The organism is Sinorhizobium fredii USDA 257, assembly GCF_000265205.3.
Taxonomy (GTDB): Bacteria; Pseudomonadota; Alphaproteobacteria; order Rhizobiales; family Rhizobiaceae; genus Sinorhizobium; species Sinorhizobium fredii_B.
In genome coordinates, this window is record NC_018000.1 from 2,932,432 (window position 1) to 2,954,124 (window position 21,693).

Consider the following 21,693-nt stretch of genomic DNA (forward strand, 5'->3'; position numbering starts at 1 on the left):
CCATGGACCTTGAAGGGATTTATTCGGCCCTCCTCACGCCGTTTTCCGAAGACGAGACTATCGACCGGCGGGCCATCGGTCCGCTTCTCGAGTTTCAGATCCGGCTTGGCATCGACGGCGTTTATGTCGGGGGCAGCTCCGGCGAAGCGATGCTGCAGTCGCTCGACGAGCGCGCCGACTATCTTTCCAATGTCGCTGCCGCCACGGGCGGCCGCCTAAAGCTGATCGCCCATGTCGGCACGATTGCCACGAGGGACGCGCTCAGGCTCTCGGAACACGCAGCCAAAGCCGGCTATCAAGCGATCTCGGCCATCCCGCCTTTTTACTACGATTTCTCCCGACCCGAAGTCATGACGCACTATCGAGAACTCGCCGATGCCTCCGGCTTGCCGCTCATCGTCTATAATTTTCCCGCCCGCACCAGTGGCTTCACGCTGCCTGAACTCGTCGAGCTTCTCTCGCACCCCAATATCATCGGCATCAAGCACACATCGAGGGACATGTTCCTACTCGAACGCATCCGCCATGCCGTGCCCGACGCCATCGTCTACAACGGCTATGACGAAATGTGCCTCGCCGGCTTTGCCATGGGGGCACAGGGTGCGATCGGCACGACCTATAACTTCATGGGCGACGTGTTTGTTGCCCTGAGGACGTGCGCGGCGGCAGGGCGGATCGAGGAAGCACGGCGACTGCAGGTCATGGCCAACCGGGTGATCCAGGCATTGATCAAGGTAGGGGTTATGCCCGGGTCCAAGGCATTGCTCGGCATCATGGGGGTCAACTGCGGACCTTCACGGCGTCCCTTCCGAAAGATCGAGGCGACCGATCTCGCCGCGCTTCGGGAAGCTGTCGCGCCCATATTGGCCTGGCGTGAAGACCGCGGGTGATTTCAGTCTGGGTCAGCGGAGCCTGGCCGGCGCCACAACAGAATGCCCCGTTGGTTCGCTTATCCAGACGGCGGAATAGCGGAGCGAATGCGGATGTCGCGCGCCTCGACCACTCCGAAGTTGACGTACGTCTTGGATTGCCGAATTCGAAGCGAACATGTCGCGCTATATCTTCGCGCGGCATGTTGTAGCGATGCGATTCACGTTATCAAGCTCGGACGAGAATCGGCAAATCGCGACAGGAGGTCATCATGAAGGCTCGTATCAAATGGGTTGAAGGGCGGACCTTCGTCGGCCAATCCGGGAGCGGCCACAATGTCGTGCTAGGCACGGCTTCTGAGCCGGAGGGAAGCACGCCGGGGCCGAGTCCGATGGAGATGGTGCTGATCGGTACCGGGGGCTGCTCCGCCTTCGATGTCGTCCACATCCTCGAAAAGGGTCGCCAGCCGGTCGAGGATTGTATCGTCGAGCTCAGCGCGGAGCGGGCGGATCAGGAGCCGAAAGTGTTTACCCGCATCCATATGCACTTTGTCGTCAAGGGGCGCGGGCTTGCAACCAGCAAGGTCGAACGCGCCATCGCGCTGTCGATCGAGAAATACTGCTCGGCGTCGGCGATGCTCGCCAAGACGGCGACGATCACCCACGACTTCGAGGTGGTCGATACGACTGCCGCTTCGCCGACCTGATTGCAAAAGGTTCCAAACTGGCCTCAACGCTGCCTTGCGGCGCCCGGAACGGCGGAAGCTAGCGGATGGATTCCGGCATTGACCGCTCATGGCAATGCCGGGTCCGGTCTACACGTGCAGGGACGTGCGCGAGGGTAATTGCCCTTGATTTCGCTTGCGCCAAAGCTATCTAAATACGCGTAATGCGACGTTCGAAGCGGTTCCCTTGGACGGAACAGGGCGCGAATGAGCGCCAGCTAATTGAGGATACGCCGCGATCGGAGCTGCAGTGGACCCGGCCAATCCGTCTGCAGCTCTGTTATGTGTAGCTAAGCCTATTCCGGACGTTTTATTCAGCTCAGGTGCCGCGGCGCTGGCAATGGCCGTTGTCATATCGGCTGTGTTCGATCATCGTCCTACCCTTTCCCGAGTTCGTCCATCGATATGCCCATGGCTGCCGCCAGCGCTCCTTTCCCGTTGTCCGGCATCATCGCGAGTCCAGATATGATCGCCTCTTGCCATGACGGCCCTCTCTCCCACGCCTCTTGGTAGGCATCGGCCAGAATATTGCTTTGGCGCGTCTCCCGCAGCGCCTCACAGAGCAACGAGGCCTGCAGTAGGTCCTTGTCGCGCTTCGCCCGCCCAAGCGCGTCTGTGAGTCGCCTGGACGCCACGATGAGCTTATGCACGGCATACCTTTCGGGCGCGGGGACGTTCACGCTCACGCCCTCCCTATGGAGCAGAACGGTCCTCACAGGCTCGTAGATCAGGAAATCCAAGAACCGGAGGTTTTCCGCCGACGCACCGCCGAGGGCTGGCATTGGCGACGGCTTGCCCGTGTATTCGTCCGATCCCCTGTTCCCCGTCAGGAATTCTACCCGATAGCCCCTGCCGTTCTGGAAGGCGACGACCTTCGCCTTGTCCGCTTGATGCGGGACCGCCCGGAACGCCGGATCGACCGATTGCAGGATTTCTAGAATGGGCGGCAGGCTGTCCCCGACCTCGGCCGAGATCGCGAAGTCCTGCGCGAAATCCGCATCGCCAGTCTGCATCGCCGTCGAAGGCAGCCGAACGCCGAGCAGGCCCGCATAGCAGCTAAAAGCCACCGACCCGATCAGCACGGCCCGTGGCCGGAACAGTCCGGCATCCGCAAGGGCTTTCGTGATGTCGCCCACGAAGGCATCGGGTCCCGACAGGCCGGCGGTTCGAAGGAGAGTGCTGACCATGCGCCGACGCTCGCGGAGCTCGTCTTTGATCTTCTTGTGAGCATTCACCCGCGCCGTGATTTCCGCGTCGCTGTGCGGGCCTACATAGCGCCGCTTGTCACCGTGGGGAGTAGGTAGATCGAAATACCAGTAGTTTTTCCCTTTGACGGGAACCGTTACAAACCGCCCCTCGAGCGGGAAATCCGCTTGGAACTGCGCATCGAGCGAGCGCTGCACCAGCTCGGCGAACATGGTCCGATATACCAGGTCGATCTGTCTCATTGGTTGCGATCCTTCGCAGCGGCTTTCGAGAGTGCCGAGGCCTCTTCCATGGTTTCGATTTCGTTAGACTGGACGGCGGGCCAGCCAAACCATCTTTAGGCAGCCAGGTCGGCCATCGCCTTCTCGAGTGCCGACCTCGCCCGAATCATTTTCGACGGACGACCGAGAAGCCGTTTGATTGCCTTCCACACCACGGGGCACCCTCGTTATAATGTTTCCGCAAAGACATCATAACTCCCTTTACGTCCCGAGTTATAACGTTTCAGCATAAACATTATAACTCCCATGCCCCATGTCAAGCTCGTCAGCCCAATCGCCTTGCAAACGCGGGCTTTCTTTGCCGTTGTTACACTTTGAATCAACGCCGTCCTGCCCCGTTAAGAACTGGATAGTCCCGGTTTTCGCGCGCTGGTCGAAAGGGTAGCCAAGCCTAGATCATCCAGTTCCCAGTGAACCCGACATCGTGACCCTGCCAATGCGGGAGCGTCACTTCGAAATCGTAGCAGGCGAGAACACCCGGAAACGCCGTCATCCCTGCGGGTTGGGGCAAACTGGTTCCGCAAGATGGCTCCGCCAGTTCATTTGATCGCTGGCGCTCGAATCATCGTCAAAGACGACGGAGAGTATGAGGCCGTGCCGTCGATCACGCGAGCCACCCAAGGTCGGATGCCCGGATCACCACCGGGATCGTCTCCGCCGAAGGGCGAGACATCGGGGCCGGCCCCCTATGACCACTTCATTCAGATCGATGCGCCGATCAATCGCGGCAATTCCGGCGGCACGGCCTTCGATGTCAACGGCGATGTGATCGGCGTCAACACGGCGATCTTCTCGCCGTCCGGCGGCAGTCGGCATCGGCTTCGATATCCCGGCCCACACGGCGAAAGCCGTCAACGCCGAGCTGAAGGACAGGGGCCATGTGACGCGTGGCTGGCTAGGCATCAAGGAACAGCAGGTCACTGCAGACATTGCCGAGGGCCTCGGCTTGAAGGAAGCCAAGGGCGCCCTAGTCGACGAAACGGACCCTGCCGCCCCGGCCGGCAAGGCCGATCTCCGCTCCGGCGACGTCATCACGGCGGTCGATGGGGCAACAATCAACGATCCGCGTGAACTGGCCGAAGGTCGGTGCGATGGCACCCGGCACCTCTGTGACGGTGAGCATTCTTCGCAATGGCGAGCCAAAGGACCTTGCTCTAAAGCTCGCAACGATGCCGGAGGAACGACCCGCGCCGGTCGAAGCGGCAAGCAGCGGCAGCGCTGCGCCAGCCAGCGAGCAGGATCTCGGGCTTCTGCTGGCGCCGGCGAGCGAGGTGGCCGGCCCCGGCGAGAAAGGCATGGTCGTCGTCGCCATCGATCCTAAAGGGCGGCGGCGCAGCATGACCCTCGAAGCGGGCGACATCATTCTCGACGTCGGCGGCAAGGCGGTCTCGAAAGCCAAGGACTTCCGCCGCGATCTCGCGTCGCTTCGTAAGGAAGGCAGAGTGGCCGCGCTGCTTCGCATCCAGTCGGGCGGTGCGTCGCGCTTCGTCGCTCTGCCGCTCGGACAGGCATAGTGGAGCGCGTGGGACGAGCTTGTCAGGAATCCATGCGAGAGGCGGGCTTGGCCTCTCGCGTCCCGCGCTTGGAGCAGGGATGTGGCTCCAGTACCACTCGATCAAAAATGCGCGCCGACAATGTGCTGGATCAGGCTAGCTGATCAAAGTGCCCCAGTTCGAGTCCCATTGAACATCTTCCACAAGCTCCACGTAAATCGGCGCTTCCCCCCTGCTATGTGCTTCGGCCAGACGAAAAGCGGCTTCCGGCTCCATTTCCTCGCCGGGGAAGATGACGTCGTCTTTGGACGGGTCGACGACCTGTCGTACATAGCCTCTCACTTCGTCGCCGTAGCGATAGAGCTTGACGATGATCGCGCCCGCCACCGGCTCGTCCGGCAACTGTTGGATCAGCATGGGCATCTCTCCATGTGCAGAGGTTCGAACCTCCCACGGCCGCTCAGTTTCCGGCAGACATAGACCGAGTTCTATAGCGAGCTAAGCCATTCCGGCCGGGTCACCGATCGGCAAAAGGGTCGGATCCGTTGGATCCTTGCTATCCTCCGGCTTTTTGATGGGCGGTTCGGCAGGCTTTTCCAGGCCGCGGTCCGGCCTGCCAGGAATGCCCTGTGGTTCCCTTGGAGTCTCGGCTGGGGTGGGAATAGGATCTTGCTTCGGCATGGCGTTCTCCTTTTGAAGGTCAACGACCATGGAAGGCGATGGTTCCTGGCTCATGTTTGCTTCATCGAAGACCCGGAAGCCGCGAAAACCGTCTACCAGCTCTCCAGGCCCTTTTCTTCCCGGGCCTCGTTCGTCATTGGCGGCGTTCATCAGGTCGTCTGCCGACCATCCTTCCTCCTCATTGCCTGTGCTATGGCGGCGTCTGCCGCTTTACGATGCTCAAGAACGAACATTTCCACCTGGTCTCAGCGCGACGAGCGGATGATCTGAACGCCCAGGTTCGCCTCCACCCTATCGCTAATCCGCTGCAGAAACGCGTCCTGCCGCAGCCGAGTGTGAACACAGGTGAGCGCTGAATTGTCGCAGTGAAAAGAACCTGACACTCTGCACGTGATGCTTGCACTCGCGAACAGAGCGCGCAAAGTATTCATCGCCTGTGAAGTCGAACGCTCGGGCGCAAAGCCTCTCTTGCCGGACCGGCGAGGGGGGCTTTTTCAGTTTGTCGCTAGTCACGCGCAAACGAATATCGCGGGACCATCCCCCTTGCCGCTTGTCGCGGCCTCATCTTAGCAAGTTGACTTACGCTTTGCATGCTCAGCTCGCGCCTGGCAAGGCAACTGGAACGTGCCGCGCCAAATGCCGACGCCGTGTGACCGTGCTTCTTCCTGTGCGCCTACATATACCCCTCTGCTATACTTCTCCCAATCCACGGCATTGCCGCTTTCGACAAGCCAGCGATTGACTTCGTGACCGTCGGCACGGAAGCAGACGCTGACGAACCGTCCGTATCGGTCGCGCTCGACGACCTCGCAGCGGATAGGGCGGGAAGCTGCCAGGAACCTGTCGAGTGCGAGTGCGGCTTCGTTGCCGCAGCGATAGGTGCCGCCGTCGCCATCCCCGCATTTTTGCCAGCTCTCCGGCGCGTCGACGCCGTGTAGACGGATGCGCTCGCCTCTGATCTCGATAGTGTCACCGTCGATTACTGTCGCTCGCCCGGCAATCGTTTCGGCGCCGCCAGCAGCCGCGGAAATTGCGAGAAGCAAGATCGGGGCAGCAGTCAGAAAGCGGCGAAGCATCATTGAGTCGTCCAGTTCAAAAAATCTTGCTGGAGTGGGCACATAGGAAGGCTGACGTCAAGAACGTCCGCCTCATCGGCCGATCCTGCCAATCTTGATGACGTTCCCGCCCTTATTCCCGCAGTCCGTGCAGTGCAGGTATCGCGCGAGGGAGAGAATCGGACGCTTCGCCCCGAACCGGCGCGCCAGCGCGCGCCGATCGATCCGGTTCTCGCGGCCGCATCTGCGGCAACTGCAGAACAGGTCATACCATTCCGGAAGGTTTGCGAAGGTGATCTCGTCGGGAGAGCCGGCCGGCGCCGCACCGTCGGCCGGTTCCATCGGGAGAACTTGTTATCCCGATCGGGCAGGGTATCTTGGTAGACCAGCCGACAACGGTCGTAGAACTTGTTGCCCGTTTTCACGCAACCGATGGCGATGGCCAATTCCGTCAACAAAGCGGGCATAGTGCGATCCCCGATCCGCTTTAGCATGGCCCTTGCGTCGTAGCGCCTCTTTACCCCGCATTCGCATTCGATCCGGATCTTGCGGTCGACAAGTTCGGACAGCCACCAGGCACCAGCTCTAGGCATTGCGCGGCTTCCATTCCGGACGGTGCTCGAGGCAGAACCAGTTCGGCTCCGCCTTGCCAACTGCGAAGCCGAAGGCACCCCATTTCTTGCAGTCGGGATGCTTGCAATAGTGCACGTAAAGCGTCGTATCGTGTTTGGCCGCGCCTTGCTCGTCGCTCACGTCGTCACCTCATCCTGGCGCTCTGGGCAGGGCGACCAGCCGCGAGTGAAGCCAAGACCCATCGCAATCTGAGCCAATGCTAGTTGCTCGCGCAGATGCTTGCAGTCGGCGAGCAGTGTGCGGATTGTCGCTTCCGCGTCTCCGCTATGCCAGGCAAGTGCTGATGCGACTTCATCCATCCACGCATCGAATTCCTCGACGTCGGAAGTTTGCCTTTCAGTAGGCATGACAACTCCTTCTCCGCGCACGCACGGAGTCCTATACCCCTCAGTTTCAGATTGGCGGCCGCAACGCCGATGAATGTTCCTATTATGTTCCGGTGGCGCTGAGAGTCAATCCGGCCCTTAGCCGTTGATTACTCCAATTGTGCAGCTTTTGCTAACTTGTGCCCTCTTCTACCATCGTCAGGCGAAATGCGGGAGGTGGCATGATTTATCGACAAGGCGACCGAAAGCAGCAACAGCGTTCTGCGCTTTTTGAAGCGCCGGGATTATTGGCCGCGGCGCTCGCGGTCGGCGCAGCCGGCGGCATCACCGTCAGCGACCTCCATGGTTTGTGGAACGGCTCAGGTGGCGGATCCTGCAACATCAAGGGTAATGTCAGCATCACGGGAGAGAGAATTTTCCACGTGCCCGGGCAGGAGTATTACTCGCAAACTCGGATAAGTCCGGCATATGGGGAACGTTGGTTCTGTTCCGAACTTGACGCGTGGGCCGCAGGTTGGCGGAAATCGTTTCGCTGACGCTTTTGCGGCGCCGCCCGCTTTAATCTGCGATGGCCAGATCTTCATCAAAAAAGCCGCCCGACACGCCTCAGCCAGACCCCATGCCTGCCCGCGTCGATCCCTGCGTCGCTATGCTCGTCGACAAGCCGCTAAAAGGGCCGGAATGGGCCTTCGAGGTGAAATGGGATGGCGTCGGTTGGCGCTTCATATCGAACCTGACAGAATCCGCATCATCACACGGGGTGGGTACGACTGGACGAACCGTTTTCCGTCAATCGTCGCCGAGGCGCGGCGGCTCCGGCTCACGGCCGCCATACTTGATGGCGAGGCGGTCATTCTCGACAAGCAGGGCCGATCCGATTTCGGCATGCTGCAGCGCGTCCTCGGCCGCCGTTCCTCCGCGCATGAGCCCGGCGAAATCATCCTCTTTGCCTTTGATCTCCTCTATCTCAATGGCCGCGACCTGCGCCGACTGCCGCAGCGGGAGCGCCGACGCAAGTTGGAGCCACTTGTTGCAGGCCGTGAGGGCGCCATTCGCTTGTCTGAACAGGTTGAGACAGACGGCGACGAGTTTCTCCGCGTCGTCTGCGAACTCGGCCTCGAAGGTGTTATCGCGAAGCACCGCGAGCGGCCGTATCGCTCAGGTCGAAACGATGCGTGGCGCAAGATCACCTGCACCCGCCGCGACAGTTTCGTCATCGTCGGCTTCGAGCCATCGACCGTTACCGGCGCAATCGGGCGTCTGCTGTTAGCGGCGCATAGAGGCGGCGAACTCGTCTACGTCGGAGGCTGCGGAACCGGCTGGACGCGTGAAGAGTCGGTGAAGCTTCGGGAGTTGCTAGAGGAGATCGAGACGGATTCGCCGGCGGTGAACCTGAAGCGGAAGGGCTCGGTCTTCACGGAGCCTTTCCTCGTCGCGGAAATCGCGTATCGCGCCTGGACGGAAGACGGCAAGCTGCGGCATCCGTCGTTCCAGGGGATCAGGGAGAGGGAGGATGATGCAATGGTGTTTGAGTTGAGTAACGGCAAATCGGCTTAGCGGTTCACGCGTGCCGCGAAGGAAGCAGACCAGCAGGAGAGATCGGCGGCGAGGTGCCGTTAGCGGCAGATATGTATTTCGGGGACCGTGGGGTCCCACTTTATGGGGCTGCGGCAGTGGATGCATCTCGTGAATGCCTTGGGTAGCTTTAACCAAGAACGACGCCACGCTGCGTTTCTTTCCTCTCGCACGTTAATGGCATCATCGCGGCGCTTCATCTCTGCCGCTCGTTCCTCGTCAGTAACGCCGCTCACTGCCATCCTCCGCCCCTAATCAGTACAACCAAGAGGCTTCAGCGTCGCACAGCGCAAGTTGCAGTCAAGGATTAGGGGCACCGCCCAAAGGGGCTACTGAAGCCCCGTGTAGCCTCTTTTCGTCGTCTATGGCTCGATCGATCGCCTCGATGCTCATCTGAAATTCAATCACGCCCTTTGCAGTTGCCACGATCTCCCCTGGCTCTTGATTACTGGCAACAGCGCGTCGACGCTCAACCAATTCCTGACGCAATTGGCGGCCTTCATGCCTTCAATGAGCCATTCCATGTACGTTTGCCCATCGATCGATACCGTGACTTCAGACGCTTGAGAATCGTCGCCGTAATTGCTGATATACTCACAGTGAGCGACACTGCGGATCGGCGTTCCGTAGGCGTTGGGCGCGTCATAGCTGATGATAACGGTGAACACCTTGGGGCTCACCTGTCCGTTGTCGTACTCCTGCATCTTGCTTTTGAAGTAGCTTGTGGGGATGTCAGTTCTACCAGCAACGCGCTTGGCAAAGGCCTGCGGATCCATTTTTGCTTCGGAGCGGACGATCTCAATGCGCTCGTATCTTGAAGGGGATCGCAACCGCTTTTTCAGGCTTTCCTCGCATGCGGTCACCAATTCGGAGTCAAAGAAATTACAGCCGGACAGTGCAGGCAAGATCAGCACGGCGGCCGACACACGTGTCAATCGCATCAATGGTTGACCTCCTCGAAGACTGTCCTTCCTTGTGCATGACAACGATCGAAATGTGTAAGCCACAAGCTCAAGAAGGAAACCAAAAGCCAAAGAGCATCTAGGGTCTCACAACTAGCGGTGACGTCAATGGCTTATGTCGTAACCGTGGCGTGTTGGGCGGCGATTTTTTGCGCGCCTTTGATCAACAAAAAAGGCCGGGCGAAATCATCGAATGGGCCGAAGCCCAGAAGCGCCAGAAGTTCACATGAAGATCACGGCCCGCGATCAAAGCGCCCGCGTCCTGAGACCGAGGCTGAGAACAAGCTGCGCGACATCGCCATGCTCGATGCCGTCATTGCCATCTGCAAGGGCGGCGGCATGACGGTCGTTGCCTCGAAATACGCGCGCATCGAGAACGATCTCTATCAGACCGAGCCCTGGGCCACGGAAGCTCTCGTTCGCCATTTCCCTGTGAAAGGGATGCGCATCTGGGAACCGGCTGCCGGCAATCACCTGATCGCCGATGTTCTCAAGGAAGCCGGCGCAACCGTCCACACAAGCGACTTTGCGACCTATTCCCGCCAGCAGGATCAATGGGTGGATTTCTTGGATGACCTGCCGATTACCTTCGGTGGCGATGGCATCATCACGAATCCGCCCTATGGCGTCCAGAACCGGACGGCTGTGAAGTTCGCGGAAAAGGCACTCGAGCGCTGCACCGGCCTCGTCGCGCTGCTGCTAACTGCCAAGTTCGATTCCGGCAGCACCCGCACACACCTGTATCGCGATAACCCGCGCTTCGCCGCAAAGATCACGCTGACCGATCGGATCAGTTGGACCCTCGACGGCATCACCGGGACGGAAGATCACGCCTGGTACATCTGGACAGAGACGCCCCGGCTGCCTCGTTCTCCCGTCATCCTCTACGCCGGGAGGCAGGCATGAACATGCACGCCGAGTTCAAGCTCAACGATCGGATCACCGAAGACGACGCATTCCAGGCCGCCGAGAAGTTCTTCGCCTGTGTGATGAGCGACAACAACATCATGGCCGACTGTGGCCTTGACGTCGACGACTTCGCCGAGGAGCTGCACAAGCGCATCTTTCGGGAGGCGGTGAAGCTCTTTCAATCTCAGCAGCACATCAACGCCGTGTCGCTGAAGCCAGCGGTTCCGAAGCACATCGAGCGCCTGCCGTGCTCGCCGGCCGAGTACCTGGTGAACCTGCAGAAGCTGAGCGTGAACCCGGCCATCCGATATGAGCTCGACGCCTCGCTGCAAATCATCAAGGGCGTCGCTCTCGCCCGCGGCCTGGCCGAGGATGCGAAGCTGGCGACGGAGATCGCTTCCGAAGGCCACTCGCTACTGACGCTCGATGAGGAGATCGAATCCCTCGAACAGCGTCTGAAAGAGCGCAGGACGCGCCTTGCATCGCTGAAGGCAGGAGTGTCGCCCGGAGCCTCATATCTCAACGCCTTCAACGCCTCGGCGCGCCGCGATGGCGTGGTCGGCGTTCCGATTGCCCTTCAGGAGATCGCCAAGGTTCTCTCCGAGCCGGTGCTCGAGGCGGGCAATCTCTACGGGCTCCTGTCCTCCTCGGGTGAGGGCAAGACCAGCCTGACCATCCAGCTCATCCTGCACGCGGTCAAGCACGGCCATCCGGTTCAGTTCCTCTCCTATGACCAGTCGGCCGCGCAGTGCGTGCGCCAGATGATCGCCCAGGAGAAGGGGATCGACATCCGCCAGCAGCGCGACCCGTCGAAGCTGATGACCCAGCATGAGCAGGATGAATGCGTCCAGTTCGCCATGTGGCTCGACAAGCAGCCGCTGGAAATCGTCCGCTGCCAGCGCGAGGGCGTCGGCCAGCTCGCCGCCTATGCCCGCCGCTTCATCAAGAAGAACGCCACCGGCCAGACGCCGCTGATCGTCATCGATCACATTGGCAAGGTGAAGCCGCGCGATCCGAAGCTCTCAGCCGACCGGATCTCAGGCGAGGTGACGGTCGAGCTAAAGGCCCTGGCTGACGAGACGCAGAGCGCGGTGCTCATCCTCAATCAGCGTAACAGCTTTGGCACCAGGCGAGACAACCCCCGGCCGATCGCCGCCGACCTTTATGGCGGCGAGGGCGCCCGCGCTGACTATGACGCCGTCATGTACCTCTACCGGGCCGAAAAATACAAAGCCGCGCGCGAGAAGATCGCCGCGAGCGAATCCGACTGGAAGAAGATCCACAAGGTGTTTGGCTCCGAGGTCGAGGGAATCGCCGAGATCGGTTCGATCAAGGTCCGCTTCGGCGATCCGACCATTACCGAAACCCTGAAATTTGAGGCCCGGTACACCCGCTATGTGTCGAACCGGCCGGCGGTCAGCCAAGAGAGGATGTTCTAATGGGGGTCCTCCAGAATATCCGCCTCGATGCACGCTTCGATGAAATCATCCTTGATCGAGCACGCCGCTACACGCCGTCCGAGCGCCGCCATGCACAGCCGCTTGGCCTTGTCATATCGGTCACCACGGACGTCCGGCCATCGGTGCGCCATGACGTTCAAAGCGGCATACGGACCATCTATCTCGAGAGGTTTCGCCCGGCCAATCCGGATCCTCACAGGTTCCGTCCAGTGAATATCACTGCAGTTTATTGCTGCTTCTATAAGCATTTTTGGGCTCCTCCCCGAGGCGAACGAATAACGGCGAAAGCTAATATTTGTTCCGTCAGGAGGCTCTCTTGAATGTGGCTGTACATCCCCAAGACAGCCTGCGGACCGCCGCCCAGGACGTTTCCAATCGGGTGAGGACCTCGGTTGATGCCGGCGCCGGATGACGGTGAAACGCAGGCCGATTGCATTCGCCGCTTTCGCCAGCAACACAGCGTTCCCATCCTTTCCGCCCTCAAGGAATGGCTCGACGAAATCGCCCCGAAGGTCTTGCCAGACAGCAAGCTCGGCGATGCCGTGTTCTACACCCTGAACCAATGGGGTTATCTGACGCGCTACACCGAAGATGGCAGGATGCCGATAGACAACAACCTTCTCGAACGCGATATCAGAATCTTTGCCACCGGCCGGAAATCCTGGTTGTTCAGCGACACAGTCCACGGAGCCAAGGCCAGCGCCGCCATCTACAGTCTGATGTTGACCTGTCGGGCCTGTGGCATCGAACCGTTGGCCTACTTGCGCTATGTCCTCACTGAATTGCCTCAGCGTGCCGAAAACGCCAATATCGACGATCTGCTGCCCTTCAACTTCCCGAAAGCTACAGCGGCCTGATCAAACCGCATGCAGTTCCCATTCCACCACGATCTGCCAAAGCGCGGGCGTCAACGTGCAGCGAAATGAGCGCTTACGGTCGAAGAGCATCCGGGTCCGGAGGATCACGCTTCATCAGAAGGTCGCCGCCTCGGCCCAGCGCGTGCTTGAGAAGGTCGCATCGACCTATAGCGCGAAGGAGAGGGCGGATCTCGGCCTCAATCTCTTCGGAGGTTAGCTGAACGTTCGCAAGATGCGCGGCGGCAACAGCTATTCGATGCACTCGTGGGGGATCGCGATGGACTTCGATCCCGAGCGCAATCAATTGCACGCATATAAACCGTCGGCGCGCCTCTCTCACTCCGACGCTGTTCCCTTCTGGGTGGCCTGGGAGAGCGAAGGCTGGCTCTCCCTCGGCCGCGCCAGAGATTTCGACTGGATGCACGTCCAGGCGGCCCGTCTGTAACTCCCACCAACCCTCAAAAGGGAAATCGAACAATGCGCTACCTGCTTCTCGCAGTGGCGGCCTTTGTGCTGTCCGCTTGCCAAACCACGTCGTCGATAGACACAGCCATCCAGAAGAACCTGCCGCAGATCTGCTCGGCGGCGGCGACGGCTCACTCCGCATTCCTGATCGTCGCCAGCACCGGAAACATCAAGCAGCGCACCATCGCACGAGAGGCGGCTGCTTGGTCGGCTCTCGACGTCGTTTGCAAGGATCCTGGCAGCGTCACCGCGGCGACCGCACTAGTGAAGGCTGCTGAGGCCTATGCGGCAATCACGCTCGCATTGCGCGAAGCCAAGGCAGCGGAATAAGGAGATCGCCATGAACACTGCACAGGAAAAGCTCGAGAACAAGATCGCCGCGGCGGTGACGGCGCAGCTTGGCGAGCGGGTGACGAACCTCGGACGCCGGCAGACAGACCTCGAGGCCGAGATGAGAACCGGCTTCAAGCAAATGGAATCTGCGGTTGGCGCGCTTGCGGCCGAGATGCGCAATTCCGTCGCCGCTCTGTCATCGACGCTTGCAGAGCGCAACCGTCCACAATGGCAAGCCCTCGGCGTTGCATTGAGCTTCTGCACGATACTTGGCGCTCTCGCCTATTGGCCGATCAATAGCGCGACCAGCGACCTGAAGGCCTCGGTCGCCATCCTGAACGAAAAGATGGTGACGCAGAAGGAGATGGAATGGCGATCGGCGCGCGGCGCCGAGGACCGGCTGCAGCAGCAGTCTATGCTAAAGGATCTCCGAGACGCTCAGGTCCCGCGCGCCGAGCTCGATCGGGTGTGGCAGTCCTACGATCAGCGCTTCTCCGACCATCAGAGGCAGATCGATGAGGTGAAGCAGGCGCAAGGCAGCGTCTACAGCCAGCGGGACATCATCCTCGACCTAAAGGAAAACCAGCACCGTCTGGAGCGGGAGATTGCCAGGCTTTTGGCTGCAAGCGGCGGCGGAGTGGAGCGGTGATTGCTCTGCTCCGTCACCGTCTGGTAACGAACAACAAGACGTTTCGCCGCCGGCCGTCTACAGGACGAAGTAGCCCTTCTGCAGGGTGACGGCGTCATCGAGATGGATCGCGAAGTCGGCTTTCTTGTCACCGTTGACGTCGCCGTAGATATAGGTGTCGGAGGCAGCGCGGTCGTAGCGCAACTCCCCCTTCTTGCCACTGAAAGCGGCGGCGAAGGTGAAGGCTTGATCGCCGCTCGTGGCCGAGTCGGCGTCGATCGCGGAAAGATCGATCCGATCGGAATCCGAGGCGGCGAAGTCGTAAATGGTGTCGCGGCCCGACGTGGAAACGGTGCTGTCCGCTACTGCCTTGAACTGGAATGTGTCGGCGCCAGCGGCGCCGAATAACTTGTCTGCGCCGCCGCCGCCATAGAGCGCATCGTTGTTCGATTCGCCGTACAAGGTATCATTGCCGTTGCCACCATAGAGCTTGTCCGCGCCCGAGCCGCCATAGAGCGTATCTTTGCCGGAAGCGCCACTCAGCGTGTCATTGCCGCTATTGCCCCACAGCCGGTTAGCCGCCTGGTTGCCGATGATCTTGTCGCCCGCCGAACCTCCCTTGACGTTCTCGATCAGCGATCGGGTATCGCCATGATAGAGCAGCGAGTTGAAGATGTTGCCTGCGGCAAAGCCGTTATTGGAACCGCCGCCGAGCCAGGCAAGCTGGTCGACGCTGAAGGTCGACGCGTTGCCGGGCCGCAGGTCGATCTTGAGGCCCGTTAAATACGCCGAGAGATCGTAGGTATCGTTGCCGCCGCCATCCCAAATCGTGGCGAAGATGCGGTTGGCGCCTGGTGCTATGCCGACAGCGCCATTGACAAGCGTGGCACCGCTGCCGGGCGTCCATTTGTAGACCGTGTCCCCGCTGTTGGTGGTGAAATCGGCGCCGTACATTTCCTGCAGCGCCGCAATGTCAGCCATCATGAAGGTTTGCGGCGCGCCGTATTGCTCGTAGTAGTAACCGTCGCCCGCTCCGACATAGCCACTATAGGTCATGATCGAATATTCGATCGAGTCGTATTGAGAAGGCAGAGGCTTGAAGGCCCCCTCTGCTTCGTGGCCGTGTTTCAGACCGAGCGCGTGGCCGAGTTCGTGCATGAGCGTGTGCCACGCATAGTTGCCGGCAACCGGCTTGCTGTAGTCGTAAATTGTGCCGGCGTAGCTCGTGCCAAACCAGATGTCGCCGGCTTCGGCATAGGTGCCCGGCAGATACGCCCAGGCGGTCGAGGGCATGGTCGACTGTGCAAACCGGATTGTCGCGCTGGATGCGCTTCCGGAGGTAAAGTCGGCATTGGTGAAGCCCTCGACGGAGAAGCCGTCATTGGCGGCCGAGCCGAATGTTTGCTCCATCGCGAAGAGCGCGGCGTTTATCTGCGCCTGTGAGACCTCGGCAAAGCCGTTGTCCTTTTCGCCGCTATAGCTGTAGCTGCTCTTCGATGCCGGAAAGGCATAGGTGATCGTCCCGGTCCAGGCATAACCCGAAAGTACGCCATCGATCAGACTGTTGCCGGTCGTATTTAAGGTCTTCCCGGTCTTGCCCGTACCGCTCATGCCAAATTCCTATCATAAGAGCGCAGGGCCGTTGCCTCGGCTCCAAAAAGCGCAGATCGTGCCGGCGACGATAGGCTCCGAATTCCTACGATTGTCGTAACGAGTTCAGCCCAAATCTGAGCGAACCTCGCGATTGCGCTGATTTGCTGATCAGCGCGCGGGTTACGTTATCAATCTGCTGTCTATCGGCCTCGATAGGCGCGGAGAAGAGTTTCCGGCTGCACCACGCATCGCCAACGAGCGCGGGTTTTAACGGCAGCTATGCGTACTGTCCATTAGACCCGGTGGACTAGACTTGAGAGAATACGTCAGACTTCATTCGGGCTTCAGAGGCGCGCCGAAGCGCTTACTCGCGGGACTGGCGTCGGTCCCTCGCTCAAGGCGGTGACAACGCTTCGCCTTTATCTAAAGGCCGAACCCGCCAGGGGCACCTTGAGCGACACTCGGCCACCAAAGGCCTTCGGCACCACGCCAGCCGACAATCGGAATGTCGCACTTGCGATCGAATTTCCCGATTGGCGCCTTGCGCTCACAATTTTTTGCGGTCTTGAACTTGTGGCCCGGAATTTGGACTGTGCTTCCCTCCGCAGGGGAGGAAAGACCAAACGACATGGCCAGCGCCGTTAAGGTGCACAGTGTTCCCCTCGACATATTTCTCCCCTTCGCATTTAAGAAAATGCTGATTTTACATCAGGCGGGGCAGGTTGAACTTTAGCCAATCGGATTTAGCTCGGACGGAGCACATCGCGTTTAGACGAGCCGGCAGCCCTTGATCTCGCTTGCGCTCTCACTATCTCAATATCCAGGCGACGTTCGAAGCGGTTCCCTTGAATGGAACGGGCGAGAGCCAAGTGAAGTTGAAAAAAGGGGTCGCGATTGGAGCTGCAGTTGGTCGCCCTCTGCAGCTCTGTTTATGCAGGACAATCCCAGATCAGCTTCTTCATCTTCTCGGTGACGGTCAGGATTCGCTCAGCAAGACGGCTCCCGCCTCGCATGTTCGGCGCGCGCCTGGCAAGGCAACTCAAACTTTCCGCGCCAAATGCCCGCTGATCGAGAACGCGCGTTCTCCTGAGCATCTGCATAGGCTCCCTTGCTGTACCGCTCCCAATCCACCGCATTCCCGACCTCCACGAGCCAGCGATTGACCTCGCGTCCGTCGGCACGAAAGCAGACACCGACGAAACGATCATAGCGGTCGCGCTCGAGGATCTCGCAGCGGGTGGGGCGGGAAGCTGCCAGGAACCTGTCAAGTGAGAATGCTGCCTCCTTGCGGCAGCGATAGGTGCCGCCGTCGCCATCCCCCGCATCTTTGCCAGCTCTCCGGTGCATCGAGGCCGTGCAGCCGAATGCGCTCTCCTCTGATTTCAATGGTATCGCCGTCGATGGTCGGACGGCCGGTGATGTCGTCAGCGGCGACCGCCGAACTGAACGGAGCAATCGCGAGCGCGATGGCGGCGACTGCAGACGGGATAGAGACACACTTCATGGAGTTGTTTCTTCCGTGAACCGACCATTCTGTCAATTGGCCAAGGCCCGGCGCACTTTGAACCACGTCGGGCCTCGTCGGTTACGCGAAGAGGAAGTCGGCGGCCGAGAACATGGAAGCGTTAATCGTACCGTTGATGTCTTTGATACGAATCGTGAAATCCTCACCGGTCGACAACTCGCCGCGGACCACCACGTCGCCCTGAGAGGCGTCATAGGCCCAGACCGATGCCACGTTGGTGCTCTCATCCATGTTGTCGGCATAGGTATTTATGCCGAGGTTCTCGATCACGATCCGGTCGACACCGTCCTGCCAGTCCCAGATCACGTCCGTGTTGCTCTCAACAAGTACGGCCTGGCCCTTGAAGACGAACGTGTCGGCATCTAGTCCGCCATAGAGCTGATCGCTCCCACCGCCGCCGATCAGGGTGTCGACGCCATCGCCGCCTTGCAACACGTCGTTGTCGCCGCCGCCGTCCAGGTAGTCGTTACCTGTGCCGCCGAGCAGCAAGTCGTCGCCGGCATCGCCAGTCATCTGGTCATTGTCTGCGCCACCATCCAGGGTGTCATTGCCCCCGCCAGCCGCGATCCGATCATCTCCGGCTTCGCCATAGAGTTCATCAACGCCCGCCTCGGTGTCGAGAATGTCGTTACCGTCGCCGCCCCAGAGGCGGTTGTTTTCCGAGCCGCCGTCCAAGGTGTCATTGCCGACTCCGCCATAGAGCCAATCGTCACCGGACTGGCCTTTCAGCAGATCATTGCCACCTTCACCATAGATCGTGTCATTTCCTGCGCCGCCTCCGACAGCCTGGAAGACCGGCTGGCCTCCGAATCCCGGCCACGGATGCGTTTGGCCGTTGAAGCCATCATCGCCGTCGCCAGCGTAGATCACATCGTTGCCAGCGCCGCCATCAATGTATTCCCGGCCTGCTCCGCCGTAGATCGTGTCATTTCCGCTACCCGCAACGAAGATGTCGTCTCCGTCGCCACCCTCGGCATAGTCGTCACCAGCTTTGAGATCAAATACATCCCAATCGATGGTGCCGATAAAGCTGTCGTTGTTCAGAGTGCCGTTGTAACTCGCCATAATCGGCTCCTTGAGTTAAGGTTGAGCGCCGGCACGCTACCATACTACAGGTAGCATTTACATACGGCAATTTTGCCTGAACGAGCAGTCTGTTCCTCCGGAAATTAATCTACGTGGAGCAGCGACGTCGCCGCGTTGCGGGACTTCCATTTCGGCTGGTGCTTGAAGCAGAATCAGTGCGGCTCGGCACGTTGCCCTGTCCTGCTGGCGCCGATGTGTTTCCCGCCGCCTTGCGAATGCCGACGGATCGTCAGGTGTTCAACCGAGCATCTGCCGCGCTTCTGCAACGCACGCCATCTCACCGGGTGGTGAGTTGCTGCTGCACGCTCTCGGCATAGCCGTCGGTCGCCGGCTTGGCCATGAACATGTAGACCAGGTCGTCGCAGCCGAGGCCGCAGCCCTGACGCTCTCTCGGATTCGGCCAGCGGTGGCAGGTGCCGCCAATCATGGCAATGAAATCGCGGATGGTAGTTTCCGGACCGAGCCTCTCGAGCAGGCGGGCGACATTTTATTGGCCCTTGCGGCAACTGATTGCACGTCAGCGCCATGTGAGGCAGCTTGAATTCGGCGAGCGTTTTCGGCTTTTCCGGCATGCGGAATCCTCCTCTGTCGAGGTGTCGATATCCCGCATGTCGTGAAAGGCGCCCGCACGCGCCGTATGCCCTCAATATGTTTCTGGACGTCGCCAAGTCAACGCGGCGGTTCATCGTTGCTGTGCGTTAATTGGCGCATGGGAAAAAACCTCATCAAAAAAACCACCCGCTCGATAACCCTCCCAATAGATCACGGTGTCCTAGCGCGGCATTTAAGGGTGCGCTAAAATGCTGCTATGGCCCAGCGATATGAATTGAAGGATGAGGGCAACGGACTTTGGAGCGTGATTGACCGCTTCACTGGAATGCCAGCACGTTGGGAGGGGGTGCTGCAGACTGGCTTGCAGCTATACGCTGCGGACAATCTAAACGAGTTGCTCAACCTGCTAGACGAACGCAGGCGTGCAAAGGGCAAACCAGAGCGAGACCAGCTGTTGTGAGAGGAGACGGCTACACGATAGCGATCTGGTTTAGGCGGTCGTTCTAGGCGTCCGGCTCGGTCCCACACATGCGGGGGCACAATCTGGACGTTCCTGCTAGCAGAGAAGTGAGCAGTGTCCGACGGAGATAGGATTGCGGACACTGCTCTGTCTCTCGATATGGTCATCGCCCAAGGAGGCGACGACCTACTAACCCAGAAATTGTAGAAACGTTCCAACACGAGATCAGCCGGGGCCACCGCCCTTCGCCCGATCAAACTCTTGGCAAAAAAACTGGCGAGCCGATTGCGAAGCTGAATTGTCGCAGTAAAAAGAGTCTAACACTCTGCGGGCGGTGCTTGCATCCGAACGAACCGCGCGAGATTTGATTCGCCTGTGAAGTCGAACGCTCGGGCTCTGGTCGGAATCAGCGAGGGGCCTTTTCTTTCACAGAGGCTCGAAGCCTTTTCACTTAGTCACATACCGGAGGCGCGTGAACTGATTAGGCCCTGCGGTGTTGTATTCGCACTTGGAGCACTCATAGATCCTTCGTCCGGTACTCGATTGATAGCCAACAGCTAGCATGATGGTGGGAGGAAACGCGCAGTGGCAAAGCTCGTATCCCATAACCCTCGCCACTTCTGCTTCCGCGACTGCCAGCTGTTTGGTGCTGCTCTCTATGGCCAAGGCTGCAGCCTCCCGTTTGTCCTCGGGTAACAGATCTTTTGCATCCTTAAAGATACCCAGCAGACCTCGGACGGCATCGAATGCCATTTCTGCAGCGCCAGCTTTTCGAGAGAAGCTCGCTGGATCGAAGTGGTTCATAAGGCTTTCCTTTCCGAGCACCAGATCTGTCGAAAGGTGGGAAAAACGGCACATCCCGGGTAAGCAGTGACACAAGAGCATCCGTGGAGGGGTTTCAGAACCCGTCTTTTGCGGTCTTGATCGTGACAGAGTAGGTGAAGTTGTCCAGTAAGCCGTTCTGACTAGCCTGATAGGCTTGTTGGGTCTGGGTCGACGAGCCGGTCACACGACAATGCGGCGTTTCGGCGGATCCGTGCGTTAATAAGCGCACGGCCAGAGCTTCATCAAAAAAGCCGCCTGATACGCCTCCGCCAGACCCATGCCGGCGCGCGTCGATCCCTGCGTCGCGATGCTCGTCGACAAGCCGCCAAAGGGCCGGAATGGGCCTTCGAGGTGAAATGGGATGGCTATCGGTTGGCGCTTCATATCGAACCTGACAGGATCCGCATCATCGCACGGGGTGGGTACGACTGGAGGAACCGCTTTCCGCCAATCGTCGCCGAGGCGGCGGCAGCTCCCGCTCACGACGGCTATACTTGATAGCGAGCCGGTCATTCTCGACAAGCAGGGCCGATCCGATTTCGGCATGCTGCAGCGCGCCCTCGGCCGCCGTCCGTCCGCGCATGAGCCCGGCGAAATCATCCTTTTTGCCTTTGATCTCCTCTATCTTAATGGCCGCGACCTGCGCCGACTGCCGCAGCGGGAGCGCCGATGCAAGTTGGAGCCACTTGTTGCAGGCCGTGAGGGCGCCATTCGCTTGTCTGAACAGGTTGAGGCAGACGGCGACGAGTTTCTGACGAGATCACTTTCGCGAATCTTCCCGAATGGTGCGACGTTCTATGCAAGTGCCGACGCTGCGGTGACATCGACAGGCGCTTGCCACGCGGCTTCGGCAAAGGCCAGAGAATTCTTCGCCTCGAAGGGCGAATGCGATGCAAGAAGTGTGAAAACAGGGACGGCAAAACGACGATCTTGATAGGAAAGCCCCGACAATAAGGAGAAAGGGCTATGCGCCGTAGACGCGGAAATCGATCTGATCCCTGAACAGGACACCATTAATCCGGATCGCGACACCAGTCATCTGCGGCTCGCTAGCTCGCGCAGATCCCCGTTCGACGCGGCGCCGCGCCAAGTGCGACCACAATCAATATGCGCGCGCCGATCGGACGAAGGTCCGTTACGCTTCCAGACTTTGCGCAGGCGCGCCTTCAGTCTGAAGTCCCAGCCCGGAACACG

21 protein-coding genes and 5 pseudogenes are annotated in these 21,693 nt (G+C 59.7%); 13 read left to right on the forward strand and 13 right to left on the reverse strand.

Going from position 1 to position 21,693, the window contains the following annotated elements:
- The first annotated feature begins 2 nt into the window (after positions 1-2).
- The gene (locus tag USDA257_RS13515; RefSeq protein ID WP_014763525.1) at positions 3-890 is read left to right on the forward strand and encodes an N-acetylneuraminate lyase; all 888 of its coding nucleotides are present in this window, start codon (positions 3-5) and stop codon (positions 888-890) included.
- 251 nt (positions 891-1,141) lie between these two features.
- Positions 1,142-1,576 (forward strand): OsmC family protein, encoded by a 435-nt coding sequence (locus tag USDA257_RS13520; protein WP_014763526.1) that lies wholly within the window; start codon positions 1,142-1,144, stop codon positions 1,574-1,576.
- A 395-nt stretch (positions 1,577-1,971) separates the two neighbouring features.
- Here USDA257_RS13520 and USDA257_RS13525 read toward each other — a convergent pair whose 3' ends face one another.
- Positions 1,972-3,042, reverse strand: coding sequence for a nucleotidyltransferase family protein (locus tag USDA257_RS13525; RefSeq protein ID WP_014763527.1), 1,071 nt, complete (start codon positions 3,040-3,042; stop codon positions 1,972-1,974).
- A gap of 919 nt (positions 3,043-3,961) precedes the next feature.
- Here USDA257_RS13525 and USDA257_RS37805 point away from each other — a divergent pair.
- Positions 3,962-4,102 (forward strand): annotated as a pseudogene (locus tag USDA257_RS37805) (hypothetical protein); the annotation flags it as partial.
- Between the two features lie 22 nt (positions 4,103-4,124).
- Positions 4,125-4,595, forward strand: coding sequence for a PDZ domain-containing protein (locus USDA257_RS37810; RefSeq protein WP_014763528.1), 471 nt, complete (start codon positions 4,125-4,127; stop codon positions 4,593-4,595).
- Between the two features lie 135 nt (positions 4,596-4,730).
- Here USDA257_RS37810 and USDA257_RS13535 read toward each other — a convergent pair whose 3' ends face one another.
- From USDA257_RS13535 to USDA257_RS13555, 5 genes are all read right to left on the reverse strand, one after another.
- Positions 4,731-4,991, reverse strand: a complete 261-nt coding sequence (locus USDA257_RS13535; protein ID WP_014763529.1) for a hypothetical protein — start codon at positions 4,989-4,991, stop codon at positions 4,731-4,733.
- A gap of 81 nt (positions 4,992-5,072) precedes the next feature.
- Complete coding sequence (locus USDA257_RS37815; protein WP_223843430.1) at positions 5,073-5,405, reverse strand: hypothetical protein; 333 nt, start codon at positions 5,403-5,405, stop codon at positions 5,073-5,075.
- Positions 5,406-5,821: 416 nt separating this feature from the next.
- Positions 5,822-6,334, reverse strand: a complete 513-nt coding sequence (locus tag USDA257_RS13545) for a thermonuclease family protein (RefSeq protein ID WP_014763531.1) — start codon at positions 6,332-6,334, stop codon at positions 5,822-5,824.
- 561 nt (positions 6,335-6,895) lie between these two features.
- A complete protein-coding gene (locus USDA257_RS37120; RefSeq protein WP_014763532.1) occupies positions 6,896-7,063 on the reverse strand; it encodes a hypothetical protein in 168 nt (55 codons plus the stop codon).
- The gene (locus USDA257_RS13555) at positions 7,060-7,290 is read right to left on the reverse strand and encodes a hypothetical protein (protein ID WP_041414195.1); all 231 of its coding nucleotides are present in this window, start codon (positions 7,288-7,290) and stop codon (positions 7,060-7,062) included. Before USDA257_RS13555 ends, USDA257_RS37120 begins: the two co-directional genes overlap by 4 nt.
- Before the next feature lie 200 nt (positions 7,291-7,490).
- Between USDA257_RS13555 and USDA257_RS34035 the strand changes: the two genes are divergently transcribed.
- Positions 7,491-7,805, forward strand: a complete 315-nt coding sequence (locus tag USDA257_RS34035) for a sunset domain-containing protein (RefSeq protein ID WP_080605587.1) — start codon at positions 7,491-7,493, stop codon at positions 7,803-7,805.
- Between the two features lie 32 nt (positions 7,806-7,837).
- Positions 7,838-8,826, forward strand: a pseudogene (gene ligD / locus USDA257_RS13560) (non-homologous end-joining DNA ligase).
- 422 nt (positions 8,827-9,248) lie between these two features.
- Here the strand turns inward: ligD and USDA257_RS13565 are convergent.
- Complete coding sequence (locus USDA257_RS13565; protein WP_014763534.1) at positions 9,249-9,785, reverse strand: hypothetical protein; 537 nt, start codon at positions 9,783-9,785, stop codon at positions 9,249-9,251.
- 321 nt (positions 9,786-10,106) lie between these two features.
- Here USDA257_RS13565 and USDA257_RS13570 point away from each other — a divergent pair, with 321 nt between their 5' ends.
- On the forward strand, positions 10,107-10,712 hold the full coding sequence (locus tag USDA257_RS13570) for a hypothetical protein (RefSeq protein ID WP_196777096.1): 606 nt from the start codon (positions 10,107-10,109) through the stop codon (positions 10,710-10,712).
- Positions 10,709-12,154 carry a replicative DNA helicase gene (locus USDA257_RS33205; RefSeq protein WP_014763536.1) on the forward strand — a complete coding sequence of 482 codons (1,446 nt, stop codon included), beginning with the start codon at positions 10,709-10,711 and terminating at the stop codon, positions 12,152-12,154. Before USDA257_RS13570 ends, USDA257_RS33205 begins: the two co-directional genes overlap by 4 nt.
- On the opposite strand, the gene USDA257_RS38790 is transcribed toward USDA257_RS33205, so the two are convergent.
- Positions 12,151-12,423: a DUF982 domain-containing protein gene (locus USDA257_RS38790; protein WP_048657384.1), complete on the reverse strand. Its 273-nt coding sequence runs from the start codon at positions 12,421-12,423 to the stop codon at positions 12,151-12,153. The two genes, USDA257_RS33205 and USDA257_RS38790, sit on opposite strands and share 4 nt — an antisense overlap.
- A gap of 156 nt (positions 12,424-12,579) precedes the next feature.
- Between USDA257_RS38790 and USDA257_RS13585 the strand changes: the two are divergent.
- The 4 genes and pseudogenes from USDA257_RS13585 to USDA257_RS13600 form a co-directional block, all read left to right on the forward strand.
- A pseudogene (locus tag USDA257_RS13585) lies at positions 12,580-13,032 on the forward strand (IS66 family transposase); the annotation flags it as partial.
- A 232-nt stretch (positions 13,033-13,264) separates the two neighbouring features.
- Positions 13,265-13,477: a M15 family metallopeptidase gene (locus USDA257_RS37390; protein WP_014763540.1), complete on the forward strand. Its 213-nt coding sequence runs from the start codon at positions 13,265-13,267 to the stop codon at positions 13,475-13,477.
- Positions 13,478-13,509: 32 nt separating this feature from the next.
- Positions 13,510-13,827, forward strand: coding sequence for a lipoprotein (locus USDA257_RS13595; RefSeq protein ID WP_014763541.1), 318 nt, complete (start codon positions 13,510-13,512; stop codon positions 13,825-13,827).
- Between the two features lie 10 nt (positions 13,828-13,837).
- Positions 13,838-14,479: a hypothetical protein gene (locus USDA257_RS13600; RefSeq protein WP_014763542.1), complete on the forward strand. Its 642-nt coding sequence runs from the start codon at positions 13,838-13,840 to the stop codon at positions 14,477-14,479.
- 57 nt (positions 14,480-14,536) lie between these two features.
- Here USDA257_RS13600 and USDA257_RS13605 read toward each other — a convergent pair whose 3' ends face one another.
- The 5 genes and pseudogenes from USDA257_RS13605 to USDA257_RS13630 all read right to left on the reverse strand — a co-directional run bounded on the left by USDA257_RS13605 (position 14,537) and on the right by USDA257_RS13630 (position 20,478).
- Entirely contained in the window at positions 14,537-16,069 is a 1,533-nt protein-coding gene (locus USDA257_RS13605) for a M10 family metallopeptidase C-terminal domain-containing protein (protein ID WP_014763543.1), read from the reverse strand.
- 969 nt (positions 16,070-17,038) lie between these two features.
- A pseudogene (locus USDA257_RS13610) lies at positions 17,039-17,555 on the reverse strand (thermonuclease family protein).
- Between the two features lie 81 nt (positions 17,556-17,636).
- Entirely contained in the window at positions 17,637-18,641 is a 1,005-nt protein-coding gene (locus USDA257_RS13615; RefSeq protein ID WP_014763545.1) for a calcium-binding protein, read from the reverse strand.
- A gap of 298 nt (positions 18,642-18,939) precedes the next feature.
- Complete coding sequence (locus tag USDA257_RS37820; RefSeq protein ID WP_014763546.1) at positions 18,940-19,089, reverse strand: hypothetical protein; 150 nt, start codon at positions 19,087-19,089, stop codon at positions 18,940-18,942.
- 1,032 nt (positions 19,090-20,121) lie between these two features.
- A complete protein-coding gene (locus USDA257_RS13630) occupies positions 20,122-20,478 on the reverse strand; it encodes a hypothetical protein (RefSeq protein WP_041414199.1) in 357 nt (118 codons plus the stop codon).
- A 251-nt stretch (positions 20,479-20,729) separates the two neighbouring features.
- On the opposite strand from USDA257_RS13630, the pseudogene USDA257_RS13635 reads away from it, so the two are divergent.
- Positions 20,730-21,250 (forward strand): annotated as a pseudogene (locus USDA257_RS13635) (ATP-dependent DNA ligase); the annotation flags it as partial.
- Positions 21,251-21,693: the final 443 nt, after the last annotated feature.